Annotated in this window: 20 protein-coding genes; 9 read left to right on the forward strand and 11 right to left on the reverse strand. The window is 35.4% G+C overall.

Annotated features, from left to right (window positions below):
* Positions 1 to 25: 25 nt before the first annotated feature.
* Both cpdA and nudF read right to left on the reverse strand, forming a co-directional pair.
* Complete coding sequence (gene cpdA, locus H3T80_RS06150) at positions 26 to 844, reverse strand: 3',5'-cyclic-AMP phosphodiesterase (protein WP_198200745.1); 819 nt, start codon at positions 842 to 844, stop codon at positions 26 to 28.
* Between the two features lie 172 nt (positions 845 to 1,016).
* Positions 1,017 to 1,646, reverse strand: coding sequence for an ADP-ribose diphosphatase (nudF, locus tag H3T80_RS06155; protein ID WP_110447250.1), 630 nt, complete (start codon positions 1,644 to 1,646; stop codon positions 1,017 to 1,019).
* A gap of 140 nt (positions 1,647 to 1,786) precedes the next feature.
* Here nudF and tolC point away from each other — a divergent pair, with 140 nt between their 5' ends.
* Complete coding sequence (tolC, locus tag H3T80_RS06160; RefSeq protein WP_198200747.1) at positions 1,787 to 3,133, forward strand: outer membrane channel protein TolC; 1,347 nt, start codon at positions 1,787 to 1,789, stop codon at positions 3,131 to 3,133.
* A 112-nt stretch (positions 3,134 to 3,245) separates the two neighbouring features.
* Here the strand turns inward: tolC and H3T80_RS06165 are convergent, their stop codons facing one another.
* Positions 3,246 to 4,136 (reverse strand): LysR substrate-binding domain-containing protein, encoded by an 891-nt coding sequence (locus H3T80_RS06165; protein WP_198200749.1) that lies wholly within the window; start codon positions 4,134 to 4,136, stop codon positions 3,246 to 3,248.
* A 231-nt stretch (positions 4,137 to 4,367) separates the two neighbouring features.
* Here H3T80_RS06165 and H3T80_RS06170 point away from each other — a divergent pair, with 231 nt between their 5' ends.
* On the forward strand, positions 4,368 to 5,147 hold the full coding sequence (locus H3T80_RS06170; RefSeq protein ID WP_198200751.1) for an SDR family oxidoreductase: 780 nt from the start codon (positions 4,368 to 4,370) through the stop codon (positions 5,145 to 5,147).
* A gap of 161 nt (positions 5,148 to 5,308) precedes the next feature.
* Here H3T80_RS06170 and H3T80_RS12235 read toward each other — a convergent pair whose 3' ends face one another.
* The 3 genes from H3T80_RS12235 to metG all read right to left on the reverse strand — a co-directional run bounded on the left by H3T80_RS12235 (position 5,309) and on the right by metG (position 9,946).
* On the reverse strand, positions 5,309 to 5,437 hold the full coding sequence (locus tag H3T80_RS12235; RefSeq protein WP_255547856.1) for a hypothetical protein: 129 nt from the start codon (positions 5,435 to 5,437) through the stop codon (positions 5,309 to 5,311).
* A gap of 148 nt (positions 5,438 to 5,585) precedes the next feature.
* Positions 5,586 to 7,088: a hypothetical protein gene (locus H3T80_RS06175; protein WP_198200753.1), complete on the reverse strand. Its 1,503-nt coding sequence runs from the start codon at positions 7,086 to 7,088 to the stop codon at positions 5,586 to 5,588.
* A gap of 830 nt (positions 7,089 to 7,918) precedes the next feature.
* On the reverse strand, positions 7,919 to 9,946 hold the full coding sequence (gene metG / locus H3T80_RS06180; RefSeq protein WP_198200755.1) for a methionine--tRNA ligase: 2,028 nt from the start codon (positions 9,944 to 9,946) through the stop codon (positions 7,919 to 7,921).
* Between the two features lie 253 nt (positions 9,947 to 10,199).
* On the opposite strand from metG, the gene apbC reads away from it, so the two are divergent.
* Positions 10,200 to 11,267 carry an iron-sulfur cluster carrier protein ApbC gene (apbC, locus tag H3T80_RS06185; RefSeq protein ID WP_198200756.1) on the forward strand — a complete coding sequence of 356 codons (1,068 nt, stop codon included), beginning with the start codon at positions 10,200 to 10,202 and terminating at the stop codon, positions 11,265 to 11,267.
* 76 nt (positions 11,268 to 11,343) lie between these two features.
* On the opposite strand, the gene H3T80_RS06190 is transcribed toward apbC, so the two are convergent.
* Together H3T80_RS06190 and H3T80_RS06195 are read right to left on the reverse strand one after the other, a co-directional pair.
* Entirely contained in the window at positions 11,344 to 12,084 is a 741-nt protein-coding gene (locus H3T80_RS06190; protein WP_198200758.1) for a phosphatase PAP2 family protein, read from the reverse strand.
* A 268-nt stretch (positions 12,085 to 12,352) separates the two neighbouring features.
* Positions 12,353 to 12,709, reverse strand: coding sequence for a DMT family protein (locus H3T80_RS06195; protein ID WP_367274773.1), 357 nt, complete (start codon positions 12,707 to 12,709; stop codon positions 12,353 to 12,355).
* Positions 12,710 to 12,899: 190 nt separating this feature from the next.
* On the opposite strand from H3T80_RS06195, the gene H3T80_RS06200 reads away from it, so the two are divergent.
* A complete protein-coding gene (locus tag H3T80_RS06200) occupies positions 12,900 to 14,066 on the forward strand; it encodes a sugar transporter (RefSeq protein WP_370548269.1) in 1,167 nt (388 codons plus the stop codon).
* Positions 14,067 to 14,093: 27 nt separating this feature from the next.
* On the opposite strand, the gene H3T80_RS06205 is transcribed toward H3T80_RS06200, so the two are convergent.
* Positions 14,094 to 16,028, reverse strand: a complete 1,935-nt coding sequence (locus H3T80_RS06205; RefSeq protein WP_198200762.1) for an ABC transporter ATP-binding protein — start codon at positions 16,026 to 16,028, stop codon at positions 14,094 to 14,096.
* 199 nt (positions 16,029 to 16,227) lie between these two features.
* On the opposite strand from H3T80_RS06205, the gene H3T80_RS06210 reads away from it, so the two are divergent.
* Positions 16,228 to 18,399 carry a phage holin family protein gene (locus H3T80_RS06210; RefSeq protein ID WP_198200764.1) on the forward strand — a complete coding sequence of 724 codons (2,172 nt, stop codon included), beginning with the start codon at positions 16,228 to 16,230 and terminating at the stop codon, positions 18,397 to 18,399.
* A gap of 60 nt (positions 18,400 to 18,459) precedes the next feature.
* Here the strand turns inward: H3T80_RS06210 and glyA are convergent, their stop codons facing one another.
* Positions 18,460 to 19,716 (reverse strand): serine hydroxymethyltransferase, encoded by a 1,257-nt coding sequence (gene glyA, locus H3T80_RS06215; protein WP_198200766.1) that lies wholly within the window; start codon positions 19,714 to 19,716, stop codon positions 18,460 to 18,462.
* A gap of 370 nt (positions 19,717 to 20,086) precedes the next feature.
* On the opposite strand from glyA, the gene H3T80_RS06220 reads away from it, so the two are divergent.
* The 4 genes from H3T80_RS06220 (at position 20,087) to H3T80_RS06235 (ending at position 25,149) form a co-directional block, all read left to right on the forward strand.
* Positions 20,087 to 21,013 (forward strand): TIGR01212 family radical SAM protein, encoded by a 927-nt coding sequence (locus H3T80_RS06220; protein WP_198200768.1) that lies wholly within the window; start codon positions 20,087 to 20,089, stop codon positions 21,011 to 21,013.
* Between the two features lie 580 nt (positions 21,014 to 21,593).
* Positions 21,594 to 22,715: a glycosyltransferase family 4 protein gene (locus tag H3T80_RS06225; protein ID WP_198200770.1), complete on the forward strand. Its 1,122-nt coding sequence runs from the start codon at positions 21,594 to 21,596 to the stop codon at positions 22,713 to 22,715.
* On the forward strand, positions 22,708 to 23,511 hold the full coding sequence (rfaP, locus tag H3T80_RS06230) for a lipopolysaccharide core heptose(I) kinase RfaP (RefSeq protein ID WP_198200771.1): 804 nt from the start codon (positions 22,708 to 22,710) through the stop codon (positions 23,509 to 23,511). The genes H3T80_RS06225 and rfaP overlap by 8 nt, the downstream gene beginning before the upstream one ends.
* A gap of 15 nt (positions 23,512 to 23,526) precedes the next feature.
* Positions 23,527 to 25,149, forward strand: coding sequence for a DUF2813 domain-containing protein (locus H3T80_RS06235; protein WP_198200772.1), 1,623 nt, complete (start codon positions 23,527 to 23,529; stop codon positions 25,147 to 25,149).
* Positions 25,150 to 25,220: 71 nt separating this feature from the next.
* Here H3T80_RS06235 and ettA read toward each other — a convergent pair whose 3' ends face one another.
* Positions 25,221 to 26,888 carry an energy-dependent translational throttle protein EttA gene (gene ettA / locus H3T80_RS06240; RefSeq protein ID WP_198200773.1) on the reverse strand — a complete coding sequence of 556 codons (1,668 nt, stop codon included), beginning with the start codon at positions 26,886 to 26,888 and terminating at the stop codon, positions 25,221 to 25,223.
* Positions 26,889 to 26,890 lie beyond the last annotated feature (2 nt).

A 26,890-nucleotide genomic window follows, 5' to 3' on the forward strand; every position in this document is an offset into this window, starting at 1 on the left:
AGATAATTAACAGGCAAAAGAGCCCTTAATAGCCTTTTTGTGATATATCAGGTAGAAATTGATTATCCGCGATACGAAAAACTTTAGATTCAATCACCCCATCTTGATTAAGAACAATTTCTCGCCACCCAGGTGCATCTTCATTAGATAACTGAAAATCATAACAATTAGGTTTAAATTGAAAACATGTAGAAGGCGTCGAAAATGCATGACAATTATGCCAAATATGATCTTGTTGTTGATGAATATGTCCCCAACCTACTCCTTTTATAATAGGATTATGCTTGATGATTTCTTCGAGTTTGTAACTATTTTTTAAAATATGCTCATCCAGCCAATCACAACCTGAGGAAATCGGATGATGATGCAAAAATACTAGTGCATTTTTATCGGCATGTGCAGTTAAGGTATTTTGTAAAAACTGCAATTCAGATTCAGGCAACATTCCATAAGCCCGCCCTACAACTTGACTATTTAATAACACAATTAACCAGTTATCGCCGAGTAATATACTTTTATTTTCAGCAAGTTGATAATTCGAAAATACCTCTTGCATATAACTATAGTTATCATGATTACCGGCTAACCAAACACACGGTGTAGCAAATTTTTGAATTTGCTCAGCAAAGCGTGCATATGATTTTTTAGCACCATCTTGGACAAAATCACCCGTTGCAACAATCAAATCAAACTTCTTATTACTGCGCTCAATTTCAGAAATAACTGATAAAAAACTGGCATTTGACTTAACACCTAGTAGTGCGCCATTATCATCAGCAAACAGATGTGTATCAGTAATATGCAGTATTTTTGCACAATGCTTATTACGTATTTGAAGCTTCAAAAGTGACTCCAAAATCTACCTCTATCATTTATTATATGAAATCATGCCAGTAATAGAATTGATATTGTGATCAACATCACAATTTTTATTTTAAATCATGATGTTATACTAAATTGTAAAATAAATTCTATTTTTAGGAAAGTAATAATTGCTTAGTTTAACAAAAAACTGCTTATTTCCACTCATTCTTTAGTGTTAGATGATTAAGTTGTAACCACTGTAGTGCAATAATTGAAGCGGCATTATTAATTACTCCTTCTTCAACCCATTTATACGCTTGTTCACGACTTACTACATGAACCTTAATATCTTCGTTTTCTTCGGCCAAACCATGTACACCTTTTGCGGTCGAAGAATCAACTTGACCAACCAAAATATGCAACTGCTCAGTTAAGCCACCAGGTGAAGCTAAATAACTAATGATCGGCTTACATTGTCCAATAACAATACCTGCCTCTTCCATCGCTTCTCGTCTTGCTACTTCTTCAGTCGACTCATTATCATGATCCATCATGCCGGCAATTAATTCTAATATCCATGGGCTAGCTTGAGTATCAATAGCTGCGATACGAATTTGTTCTATAAGGACAACTTCATCTCGTTTATCATCATAAGCTAAAAGCACCACAGCATGACCGCGTTCTAGAATTTCACGCGAAACCATTTCGCTTACAGAACCATCAAACTTACGATATTGAAAACGATATTCAAACAACGAGAAAAAACCTTTATATAAAATTCGTTTAGTTAAATTAAACACATCTTTTTTGTTAAAAATTACTGGGGTAGATTTATATTTCATATTAAGTTCTCGATTTTAAGCTAAATTTTAATAAAAAGTGCGAATAACCAATATGGGCACTTTCTATATGCTAATTATCTGTTAAAATTACACAATTGAAAAATATTATTCTATTTTATTGCTTTTAAAGAGAAAGATTGATGAAAAAAACTTTAACCTTTTTAATTGGCTTAGCATTAAGTCAAACTGTGTTTGCTGAAAACTTAGTTCAAGTTTATGAACAAGCAAAAGAAACCAATCCAGATTTACGCAGTTCATTGGCTGAAAAAGATAAAGCTTATTCAGCAATTTCAGGTTCTCGTGCAAGTTTACTCCCGCAAGTGGGTCTAAGTGCTTCTTATGGGGTAGCGCATGGGCGTCGAGACAACAGCGGTATTAAAACTAAAAGTGGTAGCTTATATCAAGTCGCCGTATCGCAAAGTATCTTTAATTTTTCTAATTGGAAAGCTTTAGATATCACGAAAAAACAAGCAACTATTGCGGATATTTCTTATCAATATCAAGGACAAACATTAATTTTAAACACTTCTGTAGCTTACTTTAATGTACTTAAATGTCTTGATGCATTAAGCTTTATCGATGCACAGAAAAAAGCAATTGGTCGTCAATTAGAGCAAACTCGCCAACAACATAAAGTTGGTTTAGTTGCCATTACAGATGTACAAAATGCACAAGCAAATTACGATTTAACGGTAGCACAACAAGTTAATGCATTAAATGACTTAAATAACGCTATTGAAGCATTGCGTCAAGTTAGTGGTCGCTTTTACTCTAAGCTAGCAAGTGTTGATACCAAAACCTTTAAAACTCAAGCGCCAACACAAATTAATACATTGCTAAAACAATCTGAAACAGCCAATCTTAACTTATTAACTATGAAGTTAAATCAAGAGATTGCTCGTGATCAAATAAAAATGGCACAATCAGGTTTTATGCCTACAGCAAGTCTTGATGCATCAACTAACTTAAATAAATCTGATAGTTATGGTAATGCAAATTATCAACGACATACCGCTGGTAAAAAATATTCTGGAGAGAATAGAGTTGGTGTAAGCGTAAGTTTACCGCTTTTCTCTGGTGGTGCGACCGTTTCACAAGTTCAACAAGCACAGCATAATTTTGTCAGTTTTAGTGAAAAACTTGAAAGTACTAATCGTAGTGTGATTAACCAAGTTCGTTCATCTTATAACAATATTTCATCATCTATTAGTGCGATTAGAGCATATCAACAAGCGGTTGTTTCTGCACAAAGTTCATTAGAAGCTACATCTTCTGGTTATCAAGTGGGTACGCGTACTATTGTTGATGTACTTAATGCCACCACACAACTTTATAGCTCAAAACGAAATCTATCTGATGCTAAATACAACTATTTAACGAGTTTATTACAGCTGAAATATTCTGTTGGTACTTTAACTGCAAATGATTTAGTTTACTTAAACAACATGTTAGGTAAAGAAGTTAGTACAATTGCAACAATAAAATAATCAACTATAAAGTTAAATTAGACATAAAAAAGCGATCATAAGATCGCTTTTTCTATTTTGGGTGATTAATTTATCTAATTTAATTCAATTAATAAGTGTATCGCAATATTTATCAAGACAGAGCATTAACCATAAACTCAATAAAAATATTAAGTTTAGGTAACCTTTGCTTATCTGCTGTATATAAAAGATGAGCTTCTCTGGGCGGAGGTAAAAAATCTTGCAAAATAGGAATCAACTTACTTTGTTTTATAGACTCATTTAGTACCGACTCAGGTAACATCGTGATACCTAATCCCTCAATAGCCGCTGTAGCCAATGCAGTGGTATTATTACTTTGAAATGCGCCAGAAATAGCGATATTAGTTAACTTACCATTGATAGTAAATGGCCAAAAATTATCTTTTTTGGTCGGAGTGACATATTGATAAATTAAGCATTGATGTTTCTTCAAATCATCAGGTATTGATGGTATGCCATTCTGAGCTAAATAGCTTGGTGAAGCAGCAAAAATCAGCTGTAAGTCACTTAGTTTACGAGCAATTAAACTTGAATCATTTAACGAGCCAATTCGAAACACCACATCAAAATCATCTTTAACTAAGTCAACATAACGATCGCTTAATTGCATATCAATATTCACTTTCGGATAACATTTCATAAAGCGACTTATTACTGGAATCAAATTAAATTGACCATAACTAATCGGGGCACTAATCCTTAACCTTCCTTTAGGCTCTTGGCTAAATTGTTGGGCTAATGATTTTGTGCTTTTGATTTCACCTAGAATAAACAAACATCGTTCATAATACTGTTTGCCAAATTCAGTTAAATGTTGCGATCTTGTCGTTCGATTAAGCAATTTCAGACCCAAATAATTTTCTAAAAAAAGAATATATTTAGCAATCATTTGTGGGGAGGTATTTAATGAAATTGACGTTGCAGCAAAAGAGCCTGTTTTTACTGTTATAACAAATGCTTCCATACATTTAACTAAATCCATATTAGTAACCCTCAGTTGTTAATAAATCAATTTTTATATTATTTATTGTCATTTTATCAATGAATATAATATAGATCTTCAATTAAATACGGAAATTTAGTGAGCATATAATCATCATTAAACAAAGTTTTGCTGATTAAATTTGCATAACTATTTTTATGTCAGCTAATTATCTAGTGATGTCAACTCATTAAAATATAGCTACCAATCTAAGTAACAAAAGGATTAAAAATGGAAAATAAAAAATATACTCTTATCACTGGCGCTAGCTCAGGAATAGGTTATGCAACAGCAATCGCATTTGCCAAAAGAAACAAAAATCTGATCGTAATTGCTCGAAGAAAAGAAAATTTAGAATCATTACAGCAACAAATTGCAGAGATAAATCCCAAAATTGAAGTTATTATAAAAGTTTACGATTTAACCAACATACAGTCTAATTATAATTTATTTGATGAATTAGATAATTATTTTATCGAAACTTGGGTTAATAATGCCGGTTTTGGTCATTATGGCAGTGTAAACGATCAAGATTTAACAAAGATTGAATCAATGCTGCATTTAAATATTGAAGCATTAACCATTCTATCAACGCTTTATGTACGTAAATATAAAGATCAAGCAAATACTCAGTTGATTAATATATCATCTCGAGGTGGCTATACTATTGTGCCAAATGCTGTTACCTATTGTGCCACGAAATTTTATGTTAATGCATTCACTGAAGGGCTTGCTCAAGAACTGATACAATCTAAGGCTCAATTAAGAGCAAAAGTACTTGCTCCGGCCGCAACACAAACGGAATTTGGCAAAAAAGCCAATAATGTTGATAAATATGATTATGATAAAAGTTTTGCTAAATATCATTCTGCTGATCAAATGGCTGAGTTTTTATTAGCCCTTTATGATAGCGATAAAATCATTGGCGAGATCAGCACAAAGGATTTCTCATTCAGTTTAAAAAATAATATATTACCTTATTCGGGTAATCCAGCAGAAAATCAGAAATAAATAATTAATAACAATTAAAATTATTTATATAAAGGATTTTGGGGTTTTAAAAAACCCCTTTCCTCAAATTTTTTGATCTTTTAGTTTCGGATGTTTTGATGTTTGGTGGCTATTTTTCACGCAGATTACATCCAAGTAAAGAGCATTTGACCGAACTCTCTTTACCAACTCACGCGGCGACCACGAAAATGGTCACAATGTAACTGCATTCCGCCTTCGTTCGCTGTTAACGCACTGACTGTGATTTGTTCCTGACTAACTACAACCCAGCCAAACACCCTGTTTGCCATACTAATCTCTCTCAGTTGTCAGCACCATTGCACCTATCCTTATTTTTTAGTCCTTAGTCATTGAGCTGTTGAGTTGAAGATATGAAAAATAGCGTTAGGACATTAAAAAATAATTGCCTAGCAAAGGCAATGCCCGTAGTAGCTCGAACTAAAGTGATACACATAACCCGTGTGCGAGAAAAACGACAAACGGGTTATTACTATTTGCATCACTCGTCCAATAAGAATTACTACCAAAGCCAGCACCTGTGTAAGTGTACATGCTCCCCCATTCCGAGAAGAACCCTGCTTCAATATGACGCTGGTATATATTATTAGGTGATGATGATTTAACACCGACAGCATCTTGACACCCCCAAGAATTTGAATCCTGACAAACCGTATTAGTTAAATCCTTAACCTTAGGCACCCTATAATCTCCAATTTTTGTACACCACGACGATGTACTCGAATAAGTGTAATAAACCTTACCACGATTGACAAACCACTGCTTTAATACAAAACCATACTTGACGACCGCTTTACCTTTTCTATCACGACCAACTAACTCGAAAGTCTGAGGCAAAGATGGCCTTTTGATACGACGTGGATTATCTGAACGCTGTTGCGAAGAGTCTGTAACGGCAGGACCAGTTAGGGTGACACGAACGCTATTTTTTGTTGATTTGGTCATCTTAGCCTTAATATCACCATTAGGAGAAACCGCCTTCCAATATAAGGCCTGATTATTACCTGCAATATCCAAATCAAAAAACAAATTATGAGCGCCAGTAGTCGGAAAGTTTAAACCATAAGACGATGGCGTAACTGACTGAGTAAGAAATCCTTTATTAGGGTTCCAAATGTTAGCAGGACCAGTGTAATATGAAGAACCATTAACCAAGTTAGGCTTGACAAAACAAATCACTGGTGTTGCCTTAGGATTAATATAATAAGTGGCATTACTGGCACTAAAACGGCTTTCATTAGGTATACCATAACGTGTTTTTAATGTACCACTAGTATTAGATAAGGTTAATTTATACGGCGACTTACAAATAGTCAGTACTTCATTACGGGCGACAGCCTGATTATATTTATCAACAATGGTTAAGCTTAAACTACCTGTCGCGGTTATATCATTAATCCCCTGACCATCACCATCATCATCACCCCAATAATTATAAGGCGTACCAATAAGTGAACTTAATGCAATAGAATTAGTATTTGTTGGCACTAACATACCAATATCCGCAAAAGTTTGACCCGCAATAGGCAATTCAATTGGTTTTGTTATACTGGAATTAGTATCCGATGGTGTATATTGTTCGCCATTAGATAAAAATATTCCAAGCAGACCGTCAGTATCAGTCACTCGTGTACGCCCTCCATCAAACGTTAAATATGGGGCTGAGCCATGTATGATATTAGCAGTTTCAGAGGTTAATGCGTGATTAGAAAAAGAGATAGGTAATAAAACAACCATAGTTAACACAAAAAAAACTTGCCTAGATAAAAAAGCTAAACCAATAAATTTTGAAAAATTTTGCCGAAGTTGCTGGAAAAATAAACTATAGTGAAGTACTAGACGATGCGAGCTTAACTTTACTAACGTTAATTTAGAGATTGGACAGGTTTGGTGTTGTAAATTATAATACATACCCGAAGCCATTATTAACCTAATGATTTATTTGAAATTTTAAATCCTTTTGCATAAAAACTCATCCATTCATATAAATATTTTATAAAAGTATAGTGATTGAAAAAAACCATGCAACCTATTTTAACCGTTTAATTGTTAACTTTTGTAAAGTTTAATGCAATATTACGTCTTAAAATCTATTTTTTGTTCGTTGAGTTTCGAACGTTTTGGTGTTTTGTGGCTATTTTTTTACGCTGATTACGTCCGAGTAAAGAAAGTTTGTGCGAATCCTCTTTATCAACGCCCGCGGCAAACACGCAAGTGATCACAATATGACTGCCTTCCGCCTTCGTTCGCTTTTAAAGCACCTGCTGTGCTTTATTCCTGATAAACCAATAATCTGGCCAAACTTTCCTGTTTGCCATGCTAACATCTCTCTGTTGTCAGCATGTTGCTAAATTAATTACACCAAACTGATTTATAAAAATAAACTTTTATTATTGGCACTAACTAATTCTATAACCACTTTAGCAATTCATTGGCGAGATTTTGACTTCAAAAAAAACCGTTCCTCAAATTTTTTATTTAAATCCTGAAATATTTTAACAATATATGATGAAAACTATAGTGACTAGTTGGTTATTGGTTCATGTATATTATCAAGATTCTGATTAACTATAGCAATTAAATGGGATTTTATTCGCTTACAAGGCAAAACTAAAATGGTTGCAAATTATTGTTTTAACAAACAATCAATTGAGTAACAGAACAAACTTATACTTGTAATATTATTTTATTTAAGCATCTTAACAAGCCTAATAGCTTGTTAAGATACAGATTAAAGAATTGATTACATATCTTTACGAGATTCGCATCCCCGGTTTAGCACCACTATCTGGTGATAATAGATAAACACCTTCATTGTCATCTTTACCACTAGCACAAAGCACCATACCCTCTGAAACACCAAAACGCATTTTACGAGGTGCCAAGTTAGCAATCATAATGGTTAAACGGCCGATTAATACTTGCGGATCTGGGTAGTATTGTTTGATTCCGGAAAAGACGTTTCGGGTTTCATCGCCAATATCTAGCGTTAATTGCAATAATTTATCTGAGCCTTCCACAAAACTGGCGTTTTTGATTAAGGCAACGCGCATATCTACTTTAGCAAAATCGTCAAAATTTATAGTTTCCGCAATTGGTTCGGCTACCTTTTCTTTTGCTGGTGTGGTTGCTGCCGCTTGCTGTTTAGTTTCTTCAATCATGGCTGTGATTTTATCCATATCAATTCGGTTGAATAACGCTTTAAAACTGTTAATTTTATGACCGGTTAAGGCTTTATCAATTGTATGCCATTGTAATTGACTATTTAAAAATGCTTCACTACGTTCAGCTAATGAAGGTACGATAGGTTTTAAATAGGTCATTAAAATACGGAATAAATGGATCCCCATTGAACAAATATCTTGTAACTGCTGATCTTGCCCTTCTTGTTTAGCAACCACCCACGGCGCTTTTTCATCAATGTAGCGGTTAGCTTCGTCAGCTAAAGCCATAATTTCACGTACCGCTTTACCTGATTCTCGTTTTTCAAAAGCATCAGCAATAACTTGCGATTTTTCCACAAATAAGGCGTAAAGTTCTGGTGCAGCAATATTATCAGATAATTTGCCGTCGAATCTTTTACTGATAAATCCAGCCGAACGCGATGCGATGTTAACCACTTTATTCACCAAATCGCTATTAACTCGTTGAACAAAATCTTCAAGATTAAGATCGATATCATCAATATGTGGCGACAATTTAGCGGCATAATAGTAACGTAAACAATCTGGATCCAAATGTTTTAGATAGGTACTTGCTTGAATAAAAGTACCACGTGATTTTGACATTTTAGCGCCATCAACGGTTACATAACCGTGTACAAAAATATTTGATGGTTTGCGATGTTCACTACCATCTAACATTGCTGGCCAAAACAAACTATGGAAATAAACAATATCTTTACCAATAAAATGATAAAGCTCTGTCGTTGAATCTTTATTCCAGAATTCATCAAAAATCGCTTTATTATTTTTATTACAATAGTTAAGGAAAGAGCCCATATAGCCAATTGGCGCATCTAACCAAACATAAAAATATTTACCTGGCGCATCAGGAATTTCAAAACCAAAATATGGTGCATCACGACTGATATCCCAAGGTTGTAAACCAGCTTCAAACCATTCTTGCATTTTATTAGCAACTTGTTCTTGTAAAGTTCCTGAACGTATCCAAGTTTGTAACATTGTGGCAAACTCAGGTAAATCAAAGAAGAAATGCTCAGATTGTTTCAAAATTGGCGTCGCACCAGAAACAACCGATTTAGGATCAATTAAATCAGTAGGATTATAAGTAGCACTACAAACCTCACAATTGTCACCATATTGGTCTGCTGCTTTACAACGAGGACATGTACCTTTTACAAAACGATCAGGTAAAAACATCTGTTTTTCAGGGTCGAACAGTTGTGAAATAACCTTCGTTTTAATATAACCATTCGCTTTTAAACGTTTATATATTTGTTCTGATATTTCACGATTTTCAGGGCTATGGGTTGAATGATAATTATCAAAACTAATGTCAAATCCGGCAAAATCACGTTGGTGTTCGACTTTTACTTCAGCGATCATCTGCTCAGGAGTAATGCCTAATTGCTGAGCTTTTAGCATAATCGGCGTTCCATGCGCATCATCGGCACAAATAAAATAGATTTCATTACCACGCATGCGCTGGTAGCGAACCCATACATCAGCTTGAATATGTTCAAGCATATGACCTAAGTGAATTGAACCGTTTGCGTATGGAAGCGCACAAGTCACCAATATTTTGCGTTGAGTTGTCATGTTAAATTATTACCTTTAATTTCATAATGGCAGAAATAGTACAACAATCGTGTGATTATCGCTAGATTTATGCCATAATTTGCCTAAATTTCTTTATAAAACCAATCAATTTTGAACTGGTTGTATTTTTATTGGAATGTAAAAAAGATAATTTTGTAATTTATTGTCCATTAAAGTTATTGATAATATCTATAACAAATTGAAGTAAAATAACTAAATATATACCAACGAGCTAGATACAAGGTTTATTAACATGGAAGCAAAAAAAATTCTTGAGAATTTTCGTCACCCTACTTTACAGAAAAATTTGATTGAACTTGGCGCTATTTCCCAATGTGAACGGGTTAATCAAGAACTAATGATTAGCTTGACCATGCCTTTTGCTTGGCAAACTGGTTTTGAAGATCTGAAAACAACAGTTACGCCATTATTACTTGAATTAGATGATGTTGAAAATGTTAATTGGAATATTAACTATAATATTGCCACATTGAAGCGAGCCAATAGTCATCATGCTATTAAGAATATCAAAAATATTATTGCGATAAGTTCCGGTAAAGGGGGAGTTGGTAAATCCTCAACTGCAGTTAATTTAGCTTTAGCGTTACAAAAACAAGGGGCTAAAGTAGGTATTTTAGATGCTGATATTTACGGCCCGTCAATCCCAACAATGCTTGGCACTGAAAAAGAACAACCATTAACGCCTGACAATAAACATATGTCAGCGATTATGGCTTATGGCCTTGCTAGTAATTCTATTGGCTATTTAGTTGATGCCGATGGTGCGATGGTTTGGCGAGGACCAATGGCAAGTAAAGCGCTTTTGCAAATTTTACAAGATACACTCTGGCCTGAACTTGATTATTTGGTTATTGATATGCCACCAGGTACTGGTGATATCCAATTAACATTGGCACAAAACATTCCTGTTACAGCAGCAGTTATTGTTACCACACCACAAGATATTGCATTAATTGATGCGCAAAAAGGCATCACGATGTTTAATAAAGTGAATATTCCAACCATTGGTATTATTGAAAATATGAGTTATCACATCTGTGAAAATTGTGGTCACCATGAAGCGATTTTTGGTGAGGATGGTGCTAAGCGATTAGCTGAAAAATACCAAACAAAATTACTTGGTCAAATGCCGCTTCATCGTTTATTACGCCAAGATCTTGATTCTGGACAACCAACGGTAGTCAGCCATCCTGATAGTGAATTTACACAACTATATTGTAATATTGCCGCACAAGTTGCTAGTCAACTGTATTGGCAAGGAGAAACAATTTTGCCAGATATATCATTTAAGGCGTTATAACGGAAATTTATATTGGTTGTTAAAGGATAACAACCAATATAAATAAATGATTTAGTTGTCTATTAACACCCTATAGTTATAGAAATTGATTTAGTTCAGCTTTTGCTTTAGCTAGTTGCTCAATAAATGCAGAATTAGTATGTAATTGTGCAACTACTGCCGCCGCCATGACTCTTGCAGCATCAACGTCACTTTGCCAATGATAACCACAAATAACTCGGCTTTCACCAACTTCGTAACCTCGTTTTAAAATTTCATTTTGCCGTTCTGGATGTATTTCAGCTAAAACTAAGGTTATAGCAAATCCCATTGTGGTATGTCCGGAAGGATATGAGCCATTAGTCGATAATGTTTTTTCGTCTTCTGGTCGACAAGTGGTTTCATTAAAGAATGAGAATGGTCTAATGCGGTTGTAATACTGTTTAGCCGATCGAGTAGCAAGATCACCAGCATCTTCTTTCATTGTGGTAATAAGTTTATAAATCTCAGGCGAGGTATCAATTGAAATATCATATCCAAAAGCGGCTGAAAACTGTTTAGTAACATTATTTTTACTCGAATCAGCATCAAGATAAGCTTGTTTACCTCGCTCAGTATTTCGCATGGATTTTCCCCAATCATACATTGCTTTATCTCTTAAAAAATCAATGCTATTAAATGCTGGTGGTGGCGGTAATAAATGTAAACTATCTGGTGCTTGTTCTTGGGTAAGATAAAAATCATTCGAATTCGTGGTTACATCTTTAACGTCAATGGCATGGACACTAAAACAAAATAAAATAGATACTACTAATAAATATAAAAAATTTTTACGCATAGATATCTCCTAAGTACTATTTTAATTAGTGATGACAACGCAACTTAATAGAACAAATAAAGAAACAACAAGTTTTATATATAATGAGATTAGCAATAATTATTATAAATACAGCACTGTTTGTTAATAAAACAGTAAACATTAGTTAGCAAAAATCTTTTTATGAAGAACAGCACATTACTATTTATTACTTAAGATTTTTGATAACCGAATAATTTATGGCGATGGATAAACATATTGTATAATATCCCGACTATGAATATCGCTATTAAGAGATAATTTTATCCTTGAACATAAAAAATACTGCTCCGAGCAAACATAAACCCGCCCAAATATAATCGGTTTTAAATGATTCTTTTAGAATGTAAACTGAAAAGGGAATAAATACAGACAAACTAATCACTTCTTGAAGTATCTTTAATTGCCCGGCACTGGCGACTTGAAAGCCAATCCGATTTGCAGGGACTTGTAGTAAATATTCAAACAGTGCAAAACCCCAACTGATAAATACGGCGACAATCCAAACTTGATTATGCAAAAACCGTAAATGACCGTACCAAGCAAAAGTCATAAAAATATTACTATAGATTAGTAGACAAACTGTGTTCAAAAGTTGATTCTTGATATTTAATCGAACGATTAATTGTAGGTGGCGATATTACATACCTTTATAGGTTTTAATGTCGCAAATTAGTTCACTGATTAAAAAAAAAATAACTAATTTAATCTGATGATTTATTTGCCATCGTTGTTTAATAGTCATTAATATTCAGCTATAATCAGCTTATTGAATCTCAATCCCTTCTATAACATTAATCATGAATAATGCTAATAAACGGTCTCGAATCTGGTCGTCGATTCTCTGCCTTGCCCTTGCTGCGTTTATATTCAATACCACAGAGTTTGTACCAGTTGGATTACTGCCGAATATTGCTGAAAGTTTTTCGATGGATGTTGCGCATGCCGGGCTGTTATTAACTATTTATGCTTGGGCCGTATCGTTATTATCTTTACCTTTAACGGTATTAACCGCAAAAATGGAACGCCGTAAACTACTTATATTTTTATTTTGTTTATTTATTGGTAGTCACATCCTGGCTGGCTTTGCTTGGAGTTTTTATAGTTTAATGGTTGCTAGAATCGGCATTGCTTGCGCCCATGCTGTATTTTGGGCAATTACCACGCCTTTAGCGGTTCGATTAGCACCCAATGGTAAAAAAGCTAAAGCGATGGGCTTTATTGTAGTTGGCACCTCAATGGCAACAGTATTAGGGATTCCTATTGGAACAATGATCGGCCAATTAGTTGGCTGGCGAGTCACATTTTTATGTATCGGGTTTATCGCATTTTGTGTAATGGCTTCATTACTTTGTTTATTACCAGCTGTTCCTAGTATGAACACAATTTCACTAAAAGCCATTCCTAAAGTACTTAAACGACCTGTATTACTAAACATTTATTTGTTAACTGCTATTATTATTACCGGCCATTTTACCGCTTATACTTATATAACCCCATTTATGCTTAATGTTGGTGGCTTTAGCGAACAAATTGTCGTGAGCTTATTATTAGCTGTCGGTTTTTCAGGCATGATAGGTAGTTTAATTTTTGCTAAATATGCTGAACCGCACCCAACCGCCATCTTAGTCATGCCGGTGATATTATTAATTATCTGTTTATTATCGCTTTATGTTTGTTCTTTTAGTCTCATAACCGCAATACTACAAGGTATGGTTTGGGGGCTTGCGATTACTATTATTGGTATGGTGATGCAGAGTAAAGTTATTGATGCTGCACCTGATGCTGCCGATATTGCGACCTCGGTTTATTCGGGTATTTATAATATCGGTATAGGTGGTGGCGCCTTTGTCGGTAGCCAAGTGCTAGTTTACTTATCCACCCATTATATTGGCTTTGTTGGCGCTATTTTTGTGATTATTGCCTTAATACTTTTTTACTTTTTATCAAGAAAAACTTGGTAGTCATGAATAAGCGCTCACATTGAGCGCTTATTGAGTTAATGCTTCTAACTGTTCCCAACGTTCAAATACCACTTCAAGCTCGGCTTCTTTATCGGCTAAAGATTGCAATATTGGGCTCGTTACTTCATGAGGTTGATTGAAAAAGTCACTATGACCAATTTGTGCTTGAAGATCCGCAATAGCTGTTTCTAATTCCTCGATTTTATTAGGTAACTGGGCGAGTTCTCGTTGTTCGTTATAGCTTAATTTAACCTTCTTTTTAGTCGCTTGCTCTGGCGTTAGGTCTGAGCTATTGGTTTTGTTGGTGTCACTTTTAGCTGATTCATTGCTCTTACTACTGGTGACTTGAGCACTCACTGGTTTAGCTTGCTGTTGTTGCTGTAATGCATCTGTATAACCACCAGCATAAATACCAATTCGTCCTTGTTCTTCAAAAAACCAACACTGAGTAACCACGTTATCGACAAATTGTCTATCATGGCTAACTAATAAAACTGTTCCTTGATAATCATTCACAAGTTCTTCTAATAGCTCTAAAGTTTCAATATCAAGGTCATTAGTTGGTTCATCAAGCACCAATAAATTACTTGGTTTTAAAAATAATTTTGCTAATAGTAAACGATTTCGTTCACCACCCGAGAGTGCTCTAACCGGTGTTCGAGCTCGTTTTGGTGGAAATAGGAAATCTTGTAAATAGCCAAGCACATGTCTTGAGCGACCATTTACCATCACCTCTTGCTTACCTTCTGCAAGGTTATCCATAACGGTTTTTTCTGGATCAAGCTCTAATCGATACTGATCAAAATAAGCCACTTCAAGTTTGGTTCCGCAATGAACACTTCCTGAGGTCGGTGCTAAACTACCTAGCATCAGTTTTAATAATGTGGTTTTACCAATACCATTGGGGCCTATTAGAGCAATTTTATCACCACGTAACACTTGTACCGTGAAGTCCTTAACTAACACTTTATCATCGATTTGATAACTGACATTATCTAGCTCAAAGACAATTTTACCTGAACGCAGCGCTTCCTCGATCTGCATTTTCGCATTGCCCATGACTTGACGACGCTGTGAATATTCTTGTCTCATCGCTTTTAATGCTCTCACTCTACCCTCATTACGAGTTCGACGAGCTTTAATACCTTGACGGATCCAGACTTCTTCTTGTGCTAACTTCTTATCAAATTCGGCATTTTGTAACTCTTCAACACGCAGCGCTTCTTCTTTACCTAGCAAATAACTGTCATAATCACCGCCCCAAGAAGCAACCTTACCACGGTCTAAATCAATAATCCGAGTCGCCATTTGCCGAATAAAGGATCGGTCATGCGATATAAAAACAATACTGCCATTAAAGCTTTTTAAAAACTCTTCCAGCCATCTAATGGTATCGATATCTAAATGGTTAGTTGGTTCATCCAATAATAATACTGATGGTTGGCAAACTAGCGCCTTTGCTAATGCCGCTTTACGCAACCAACCACCCGATAACGAAGACAATAATGCCTCACCATCTAACGATAATGAGGAAATGACATTACGAATACGATTATCCAATTGCCAACCATTTTGGTGATCAAGCTGTTCTTGCATTTTAGCTAATTTAGATAGATTACCCTCACTTGGATTAGTTTCAACCAAGTGTGACAATGCATAGTAATCTTTTAATAATTGCGCTTGTTCTTTTAAACCTTCCGCAACAAAATCAAAAACATTTCCTTGAATATCTCGAGGAGGATCTTGCTGCAATCGAGAGACAATAACGTTGTTTTCATAAACAATTTGTCCTTCATCGAGCGGTACTTCTTTATTTAGCACTTTTAACAAAGTTGATTTACCGGCACCGTTACGACCAACAAGACATACTCGCTCGTTAGTTTCTATCGACATATCAATATGATCAAGAAGTGGCGCATCACTAAATGATAAATAGGCATTGGTAAGATTAATTAATGACATATTTGTGGTTTTTATTTGGATATTAAATAATAAGGCTGTATTCTATCATAAAGTTGCGGTTGGCAACCAAAATCAATTATCAAAGATACAATTAACGGCTCTTAAAACGTGAGCATTCCAATTCTCTTCTAAAAAAATGAATACTGTTATAATTATTAATAATTGAATATATTAATAATATTTCGGTATGGAGGTAATTATGAGTCATACTTGGACATTTCAACGTGTTGGTGGATTAGATCAAGTCGTATTAAAAAATGCCGATGACATTATCAATTTACCCAATTTAGATCCTAAATTATGGGTTGCACTCAGTTGCCCAACCACAGGGCTAGATTTTGATCAAAGAACATTACAATTATTAGATTCAGATAACGATGGTCGCATTCGTATTCCCGATATTTTAGAGGCAATTAATTGGCTTAAAGATAAAATAGTTTCTTTTGATAATATTGTTCAATCATCACAAACTTTATCATTATCGCAAATTGATGATTCAAACGAACAAGGTAAAAAATTATTAATTACCGCCCATAGCATTTTAGCGAACTTAAATAAAAGCCAAGCTGATTATTTAACGCAAGATGATGTGCAACAATCACTTAAAATTAATGCCAGCAAACTCTACAATGGTGATTTAATTTTTCCTCCTTCAGCCGAATTATCGCCAGAGCTGCAAAATTTTATTCAAGCAGCAATAAAAACAACTGGTGCGGAAAAAGATATGAGTGGTCAGGATGGAATTAATCTAGAGATTGCGCAAACTTTTGTTAAAAACTTAAAAAGTTGGCAAAAATGGCAAAACGATATCAGTAATACCCAAACACCTTTTGGCGAAAACCGCTCAGAAATATGGAAATTAGTTCAAGAATTAAAGCCGAAAATTGATGACTACTTTTTGCGTGTTGAATTAGCACAATATGCACCTCAAGCACAAACGGCGTTAAATGTTGACGAGAAATATATTGTCCCATCCCAAAACGGATTACTTTCTGATGAAGCTTTATCTGAGCTACCTCTATCTAAAATAGATACCAATAACACATTAGATCTGGTTAATGGCCTTAATCCACTGTGGAAAACTAAAATCATTCGATTTAGAGATTTAATCGCTTCACACTTAGCCGATCCCAAACAACTAACTGCACAAGAATGGCAAGATATTCAGACAGGTCTTAATGCTTACACAACACTAATCAGTTCTAAACCTGAGATGCAACAATTAAGTGTAACAACTAAACCAACCGCTAGCATTGAGGATCTTACTGGCAATCAAATTGCTAATTTAGTTGATGATAATTTACTAAACGAATTTGAAAGCATGGTTGAACAGGATAACCAAACACCAATTTCAGCCTCAGATGTTTTTGTATTAGAAAAGCTAGTCTTATTTCAAAAACATCTCTATCGTTTATTGATTAACTTTGCTTCGTTTGCTGAATTCTTTTCACTTGACCATTATGCGGCATTTCAATTAGGAAAACTTTATATTGACGGTCGTTGTGCTACTCTCTGTGTTGCCGTAGATAATATAGCTAAACATTCAACTATGGCTAATTATTCTGAACTATGTTTATTATATTGTGAATGTACAAGGCATGGTAAAAAGCAGACAATTGCTGCAGCAATTACCGCTGGACAAGGTGATTTATTAATGGAAGGCCGCAATGGCGTTTTTATTGATAATGAAGGCAATGATTGGGATGCAAGTGTTGTTAAGCTGATTACTAAACCAATTAGTATCCAACAAGCTATTTGGGCACCTTATCAACGTATTGGCCGTTTAATTACTGAACAAATTAATAAATGGGCAAGCAATAAAGATGCTGACATTGAGAAAACCAGTACACAAGCGGTACAAAATCCAGAAAGCAAATTTGATATTGGTAAAAGTGTTGGTATCTTTGCAGCTATTGGTTTAGCTATTGGCGCCATTGGCACCGCTTTAGCAACTATTTTTCAAGCTATCTTCTCGCTTACATGGTGGCAATTCCCATTAGTGATTTTCGGCTTGTTCTTGATTATATCGGGACCATCTGTAATATTGGCTTGGTTAAAATTAAGAAGAAGAACACTTGGGCCATTACTTGAAGCTTCTGGTTGGGCGATAAATGGACAAGTTAAAATCAATTTACTGCTTGGTGGTCTGCTTACCAGTAAAGCCGAATTACCTGCCAATGCAAGACGTAATTTAACTGACCCTTTAAAAAAACGTAATAAAAAAGCGCGAATACTATTCTGGTCAGCAATTTTACTAGGCGTAGTAATCGTCGGTACGGCTTTTTGGTTTAAAAAAGATATTGCCAATTATTTTAAACAGCAACAACAGCTGTTAAATCAGCAACAAAATAACACTACTGAAAAACAATAACAACTGTTGAATAATGCTTAATAATTTTTCGCCGACATTACGTCGGCGAATATTTTATGATTAATGTTGATAAACAGGTAATCGTCGGCAAATCGCCAACACTTTTTGTTTAACCGCTTGAATAGCTTGTTCGTCATCAATGTTATCTAATACATCACAAATCCAATTAGCTAATTCACGAGACTCTTCTTCTTTGAAACCACGACGAGTCACTGCAGGTGTACCAATCCGCACACCAGATGTTACAAATGGACTTTGCGGATCATTTGGCACACTATTTTTATTCACGGTAATATTAGCACTACCTAAAGCAGCATCAGCCTCTTTACCGGTGATATTTTTATCAACTAAATCTATTAAGAATAAGTGATTTTTTGTTTCACCAGATACGACTTTATAACCACGTTTGATGATCACATCAACCATCACTTGGGCATTTTTCACAACTTGTTGTTGATATTCTTTATAAGCTGGCTCCATTGCCTCTTTTAAAGCAACTGCTTTTGCCGCTATCACATGCATTAATGGACCACCTTGTGCGCCAGGGAATACAGCAGAATTCAATTTTTTGTAAAGTTCTTCACTACCACCTTTGGCTAAAATAAGTCCACCACGTGGTCCGCCAAGGGTTTTATGCGTCGTTGTCGTCACAACATGAGCAAAAGGCACTGGATTTGGATAAACACCAGCCGCCACCAAACCAGCCACATGAGCCATATCAACAAATAAGAAAGCGCCTACACTATCAGCAATCTCACGCATGCGCTGCCAATCAACTACACCAGAATAAGCAGAAAAACCACCTATAATCATTTTTGGTTTTGACTCTAAAGCAATTTTCGCTAATTGCTCATAATCAATATGTCCCGTTTCGTCGACGCCATAAGCAACCACGTTATACAACTTACCTGAAAAACTGACCGGAGAACCATGCGTTAAATGCCCCCCTTGTGACAAGTTCATGCCCAGTACCGTATCACCCGGTTTTAACAATGCCATATAAACAGCAAAATTGGCTTGTGAGCCAGAATGCGGTTGAACGTTAGCATAATCAGCACCAAATAGTTCTTTAGCACGATCAATAGCTAACTGCTCAACAATATCAACATATTCACAACCGCCATAGTAGCGCCTACCAGGATAGCCTTCAGCATATTTATTGGTTAGTTGAGTACCTTGTGCCTGCATCACTCTTGGACTTGTATAGTTTTCCGATGCAATAAGTTCTAAGTGATCTTCTTGGCGTTGTTCTTCGCCTTTAATGGCATCCCATAACTCTTGATCATAATCGGCAATTGTCATTTGTTTAGTAAACATATTGGCTCCTTGTAGGCAATTACATCAACGTAACGATTTGTTACAGTATTTAATTAGCACAAAAAAACATCATGAGTTACTATCCTTACTTAATCGACCTTTAATTTCAATCTTTTTTTGAAGTTATAAATAATATTTATAGATAGTTAGAATAATAATTAAAATGCTTTACAGCACAATATCATTTAGCCTACTAAAAACCCCTTTCCTCAAAATTTTTAAAACCATTATCATTGATAAATTACCTAGTTTGATAATGCAAACAATCTATTAGAGAATAATAATTTTATTAATCATTATCTCTAGCTCAATTGCAATTGAGTATCTGGAATATCTTGGTAGAATAAGCAAAAATTTTATTTGGTATAGCATGCAACTTCATTTAGTCGTTAATACATTTGGTTCCGATTTACAACGTCGTTATGGTGAAAAAATCTATAAGCTCACTTTACACGGTGGTTTTAGCTGTCCCAATCGTGATGGTACCATCGGGCAAGGTGGGTGTACCTTTTGCAATGTAGCGTCAATCATTGATGAGTCTATACAGGTGAAATCAATTTCACAGCAGCTTATGTCGCAAGCGCAACAGATGAAAAAATCGAAACGATACCTTGCTTATTTTCAGGCTTATACTAGTACCTATGCTGAAGTTGAAATACTTAAGAATATGTATGAAGAAGCGCTGAATAGTGCTGATATTGTCGGGCTTTGCGTCGGCACTCGTCCTGATTGCGTTCCCGATGAAGCTCTTGATTTGCTGGCACATTACCAATCCAGCGGCTATGAAGTTTGGTTAGAACTCGGATTACAGACCGCACATGACAATACATTACATCATATTAATCGTGGTCATACCTTTGCGGATTATCACCAAACGGTACAAAAAGCACGACAATTAGGCATAAAAGTGTGTACTCACCTTATTATTGGTTTACCCAAAGAGAATAAACCCGACAATCTCATCACTTTAAACAAAGTATTAGACAGTGGAGTGGATGGTTTAAAAATTCATCCTTTACATATTGTTGAAGGCAGCATTATGGCCAAAGCATGGCGAGCTGGGCGGATCAATGTGTTATCTCTTGAAGATTATGTTGATATTGCCGGTGATATTATTCGACAAACACCCGCCAGTATTTTATATCATCGGATTTCAGCCAATGCCAGAAAACCAACCTTACTGGCCCCTGATTGGTGTGAAAACCATTGGCAATCAATGAATGCAGTTGATCATAATTTACGACAGTTTGGTGCACAAGGTAGTGCTATTGGTGATATTTACTCTTTCAAACAATAAAATACCATCAACATGACAAAAATTTTGAGGAAAGCCTATTTTTAGTCCTTATAATTGCGATAACAATTACATTTGTTAACTAAATTATATAAATTTCCACTTCAAAAACCCCTTTCCTCAAATTTTTTAGCCGACATATTTACTCGTTAAATATTGAACTTATAAATTCATCAGAATACGTTTTGAAAATAAAATCAGCAAAATACTATAGTCAATTTACTTTTACTATTATGGCTAACCTTAGCGTACCTACTACTAATAACATCCGTTCAAAATAAAAGCTTTAATTTTTATCGATTACTATTAGATAGCAAAGATGCTAATCAAAGCTATTTCTAGATTTGATTGCCACTTAAATTGGCTTTATTTGTAATAAAAATAATAAATTAAAATATAGCAATGTATTCGCCACAATAGGCTATTTAATCTGTTTTTTTTCGTTTCGTTGCGGTTCAAATAATAAGTTTATTTTATATTGCCACATAGAGGTATGTTTGAAATAATTATTAACATCTGAGTATTTTTGTACCTTTATTAACAACAAGTATATAATGATGTTTTATCATTTGAGATAATCTGCATGCAACTAGCTTTTTGTATTTATAAATTTTTCCCTTTTGGCGGTTTGCAACGCGATTTTTTGCAAATTGCTACTGCTTGCCAAGCTCAAGGTCATCAAATTCGTGTTTATGTATTGGATTGGCAAGGCGATAAACCAGCTGGTTTTGATATCATCATCGTTCCTAATAAAGGATTATCTAACCATAGCCGTAATCAAGCTTATTACCACTGGGTAAAGGCTCACTTACAAAGCAATCCTGTAGATTGTGTGGTAGGCTTTAACAAAATGCCTGGATTGGATGTCTATTTTGCTGGCGATACATGTTTTGCTGAAAAAGCCGCACACAAAGGCTTTTTTTATAAACTGTCGAAACGTTGTAAACATTATTTAGCTTTTGAGCAGGCGGTATTTTCCCCTAGTTCACAAACTAAGATTATGGCGTTAACCAAACAACAGATTCAAGATTTTAAAAACCACTATCATACTCAAGATGAACGATTCTTTTTATTACCACCCGGCATTGCTTTAGATCGTAAATATAACATTGATGCCCCTAACAAACGTGAACAATTTCGACAATCTAATCAAATTGGCCAAGATGATTTTATGATTGTGCAAATTGGCTCTGATTTTAAACGTAAAGGCGTTGATCGCTCTTTGAAAGCAATCGCAACCTTACCTAATGAACTAAAACAAAAAGTTATTTATTTGGTGGTTGGGCAAGATAAACCAGAGGCATATCAAAAGTTAGCAGATGAATTAGGTATTGCTAAACAGGTGAGATTCTTCTCTGGTCGCAATGATATCCCTGATTTCTTATTTTCAGCTGATTTATTACTACATCCTGCAAGGCAAGAAGCGGCCGGTATGGTTTTGATTGAAGCGTTAGCGGCAGGGGTTCCTGTGATCGTATCAGGTATTTCCGGATATGCTTATCACATTAGCCAAGCTAATGCTGGTATTGTATTATCAGAACCTTATAAGCAAAACATTTTAGATCAAGCGCTAGAACAATCAATTAGAGATAAAGAGCAATGGCTTAATTGGCATAACAATGCCATTACTTATAGTAATAATGAAGATTTATATCATTTAGCCCAACGAGCAGCAGACATTATTTTAGGATGTCATTATGAATGAGATTAAACTTAAATCACCCTTTCAACAATTATGGCAAGGTAAAGATCCATTTAATGAAGTGGAATTAATTTCAGGTAAAGTTTACCGTGCAGTCAAACAACGTAAAACCCTTAATTTTCAATTAGAAGATCAATCATATTTCATTAAAATTCATCGTGGTACAACGGTAAAAGAGATTGTAAAAAACCTTATTTCACTACGTTTACCGGTTTTAGATGCTAAACAAGAGTGGGATGCAATTCATCGTTTAGAACAAGTTGGTGTCAACACCATGGATGGGCGAGCTTTTGGACGGAAAGGATTAAATCCACTTACTCGGCATTCATTTATTATTACCAAAGACCTTAATCCGACTATTAGTTTAGAAGATTTCACAAAACCATGGCTAACCAACCCACCTAGCTATCATTTAAAACGTTCATTAACTATTTATTTAGCAAATATGACCGCTAAAATGCATGGTGCTGGCGTAAATCATCGTGATTGTTATTTATGTCATTTTTTATTGGATTTACCTTTGTTTGAAAATAATCAGCAAATAAAACTTTCTGTGATTGATCTTCATCGTGCACAAACACGTAAAAAAGTTCCAACTCGTTGGCGTGATAAAGATTTAATTGGGCTCTATTTTTCATCAACCAATATTGGACTTAACCAACGTGATATTTGGCGTTTTTTAAGAAACTATTTTAATAAACCAATTAAAACCATTTTGCGCGATGAACATAAATTAATTGATAGTGCTAAGCGAAGAGCTGAGCGCATCGCGAGAAGAACTGAAAAGTATCATCTTTAATCATAAGGAAATGACATGTTTATTGAACAAATTGATATCAAAGGGTTTAGGGGGATTAAGCAACTTTCATTAAGGCTTAATGCTAAATCTAGTGTACTTATTGGTGAAAACCAATGGGGTAAATCGAGTTTAATCAGTGCATTAAAATTGCTAACTCTTGATAATAAATTTTATCAATTTGTTAATTCAGATTTCTATTATGATAAAGATGATGGTAATCACATCTCAATAAATGTTGTTTATTGTGAATCTTATGCAACTCAATTAACCGAACAAGCTTATCAACCTTTGACAGCAGTTAGTTATCGCTCACCAGCAGATAATCTATATCGAATTACTTACCAGATTAATGCCCAAAAAAATGGTGATACTATTATCACTGAACATAATTTGTTGAATGAACATGGCGAAAGGTTAAATCTGGATAATCCAAAATTATTAATTGCTATTCTGATTAACTTAAATCCAGTCATGCCGCTTAAAAATTCAGTGAATGCTAAGGATTTACCTGTTACAAATGAACCTTTATCACAATACTTTATTGAACAACTATCTGATCAATTAAAAGCACACTCGGCACAATTAAGTCAAGATGAGCTTAATCGTGGCTTACAAGCTGCTCGTTCGTTATTAGAATACTATTTTGTTGATTCTCAACAACGATCTAACTATAAACAATTAGCACAAAAAAGTAATCCCAAAACCGAAGATTGGAATTCGCTCGAACGAATCAATAATGTATTAGATGATTTAGATAATGATTATCTTCGTACCGCACTTTTAGGTATATTTGGTTCGATTGTTAATGCTAAAGGGGATAATCCTCTCTCTCATAGTTCAGTGCCAATTTTAGTTTTAGAAGAACCAGAAAGCCAGTTACATCCAATTATTTTATCGGTTGGCTTCCGACTGTTAAAAAATTTACCTACCCAAAAAATTATTACCTCTAACTCAAGTGATTTAGTTTCTCTGTTTCCATTAGAGAGTATTTACCGATTGATCCGCCAACCAGATCAAATTGTGAGTAAGTACATTGCTCCTCATTCATTAAGTGTTGGCGATAGCCGACGTATTTTGTTCCATGTTCTTTATCGACGCCCTACTGCGCTATTTGCCCGTTGTTGGTTGCTGGTTGAAGGTGAGACTGAAGTATGGTTACTCAGAGAGCTTGCCGAACAAAGTGGCTATCATCTAAGTTCAGAGGGGATCCAATTGTTAGAATTTGCACAATGTGGTTTAAAACCATTAATTCACTATGCTAATAAAATGGGGATCCGCTGGTATGTCATTACTGATGGTGATATGGCAGGAAAAAAATATGCTGAGACGGTACAATCACAATGTGCACCCGGCGAAAATTTAAATGATTATATCACCGTATTGCCAGCCCGTGACATTGAAAATTTTCTATTTAAACATGGTTTTAGTCACGTATATAAATTAGCTGCTTATAATACCGTTGCTCATATTGATATGTCGGTACCAAAAATTATTCAAAAAGCGATCCACAAAAGTTCTAAACCAGATTTAGCGATTGCCGTTTGTGATGATGCAAAAGCTCGTGGTATTACAGCCATTCCTAGATTATTAACCGATACCTTCGCTAAGTTAGTTAAAACATCAAAATCATTGCTTTAAAAGTTGATTATATGGCTATGATAAGACAATCCGCCGATAATATCGGCGGTAGATAAAATGGAACTTAAAAGCTACTTGCTAATTCGTTTATATTTAGCTCGTTTAGGTTCAAGCGCCTCTGCCCCTAAGGTACGTTTTTTCCACTCTTCATATTCAGTAAAGTTACCTTCGAAGAACTCAACATGCCCTTCGTCTTGATAATCTAAAATATGAGTAGCAATACGGTCAAGGAACCAGCGGTCATGCGAGATGACTAATGCACAGCCCGGAAACTCTAATAACGCATTTTCAAGCGCACGCAAGGTTTCGACATCAAGATCATTAGTCGGTTCATCAAGTAATAGTACATTACCACCAACTTGTAATAATTTAGCTAAATGTACACGCCCGCGTTCACCACCAGACAGCTCACCAACACGTTTTTGCTGATCAACGCCTTTGAAATTAAAGCGTCCAACATAGGCACGACTTGGGATCTCAAAATTACCAATACGCATAATATCTTGGCCATTGGAAATTTCATCCCAAACGGTTTTTTTATCATCCATGCTGTCACGGAACTGATCAACAGAGGCAAGTTGTACTGTGTCACCTAAAGTGATCGTACCGGAGTCCGGTTGCTCTTTACCTGATAACATTCTAAATAGCGTCGATTTACCAGCACCATTAGGCCCAATAATACCCACAATGGCTCCTTTCGGAATGCTAAAAGAAAGATTATCAATTAATACGCGATCGCCATATGATTTGGTTAAATTAGCCACTTCAATGACTTTGTCACCTAAACGTTGCCCAGGCGGAATAAAGAGCTCATTAGTTTCATTACGTTTTTGATAATCATTGCTATTTAATTCTTCAAAACGAGCCAAACGTGCTTTACTTTTTGCTTGACGACCTTTTGGATTTTGGCGTACCCACTCCAATTCTTTTTCAATTGATTTACGACGAGCCGATTCGGTTGCCGCTTCTTGAGCTAATCGCTGATCTTTTTGTTCAAGCCAAGATGAGTAGTTACCTTCCCATGGAATGCCTTCACCACGGTCTAACTCTAAAATCCAACCGGCAACATTGTCTAAGAAATAACGGTCATGGGTAACTGCAACTACAGTTCCTTCATAATCATGCAAAAAGCGTTCTAACCAAGCAACAGATTCAGCATCCAAATGGTTGGTTGGTTCATCAATTAATAACATGTCAGGTTTTTCAAGTAATAATTGACAAATTGCAACACGACGTCGTTCACCACCGGATAAGTTCTCAATCTTAGCATCCCAATCTGGTAAGCGTAAGGCATCAGCTGCACGCTCTAATTGGTTATCAAGATTGTGGGCATCTTGCGATTGAATTATTGCTTCAAGCTCGGCTTGTTCTTTCGCTAATTTATCAAAATCGGCATCAGGATCGGCATAAGCGGCATAAACTTCATCTAAGCGGGCCAATGCGTTTTTAGCATCACCAACAGCCAGTTCAATTGCTTCACGTACAGTTTGTTTAGGGTCAAGCTTAGGTTCTTGAGGTAAATAACCGATTTTAATGCCTGGTTGAGGACGAGCTTCACCTTCAATCTCGGTATCTACTCCAGCCATAATTCGTAGTAATGTAGACTTACCGGCTCCATTTAAACCGAGAACACCAATTTTAGCTCCCGGAAAAAAACTTAAAGAAATATCTTTTAAAATATAGCGTTTAGGAGGAACAATCTTCCCCACGCGGTTCATGGTATAGACATATTGCGCCATAA

This window comes from Gilliamella sp. W8145, from assembly GCF_016101145.1.
In the GTDB taxonomy this organism is placed as follows: Bacteria; Pseudomonadota; Gammaproteobacteria; order Enterobacterales; family Orbaceae; genus Gilliamella; species Gilliamella apis_A.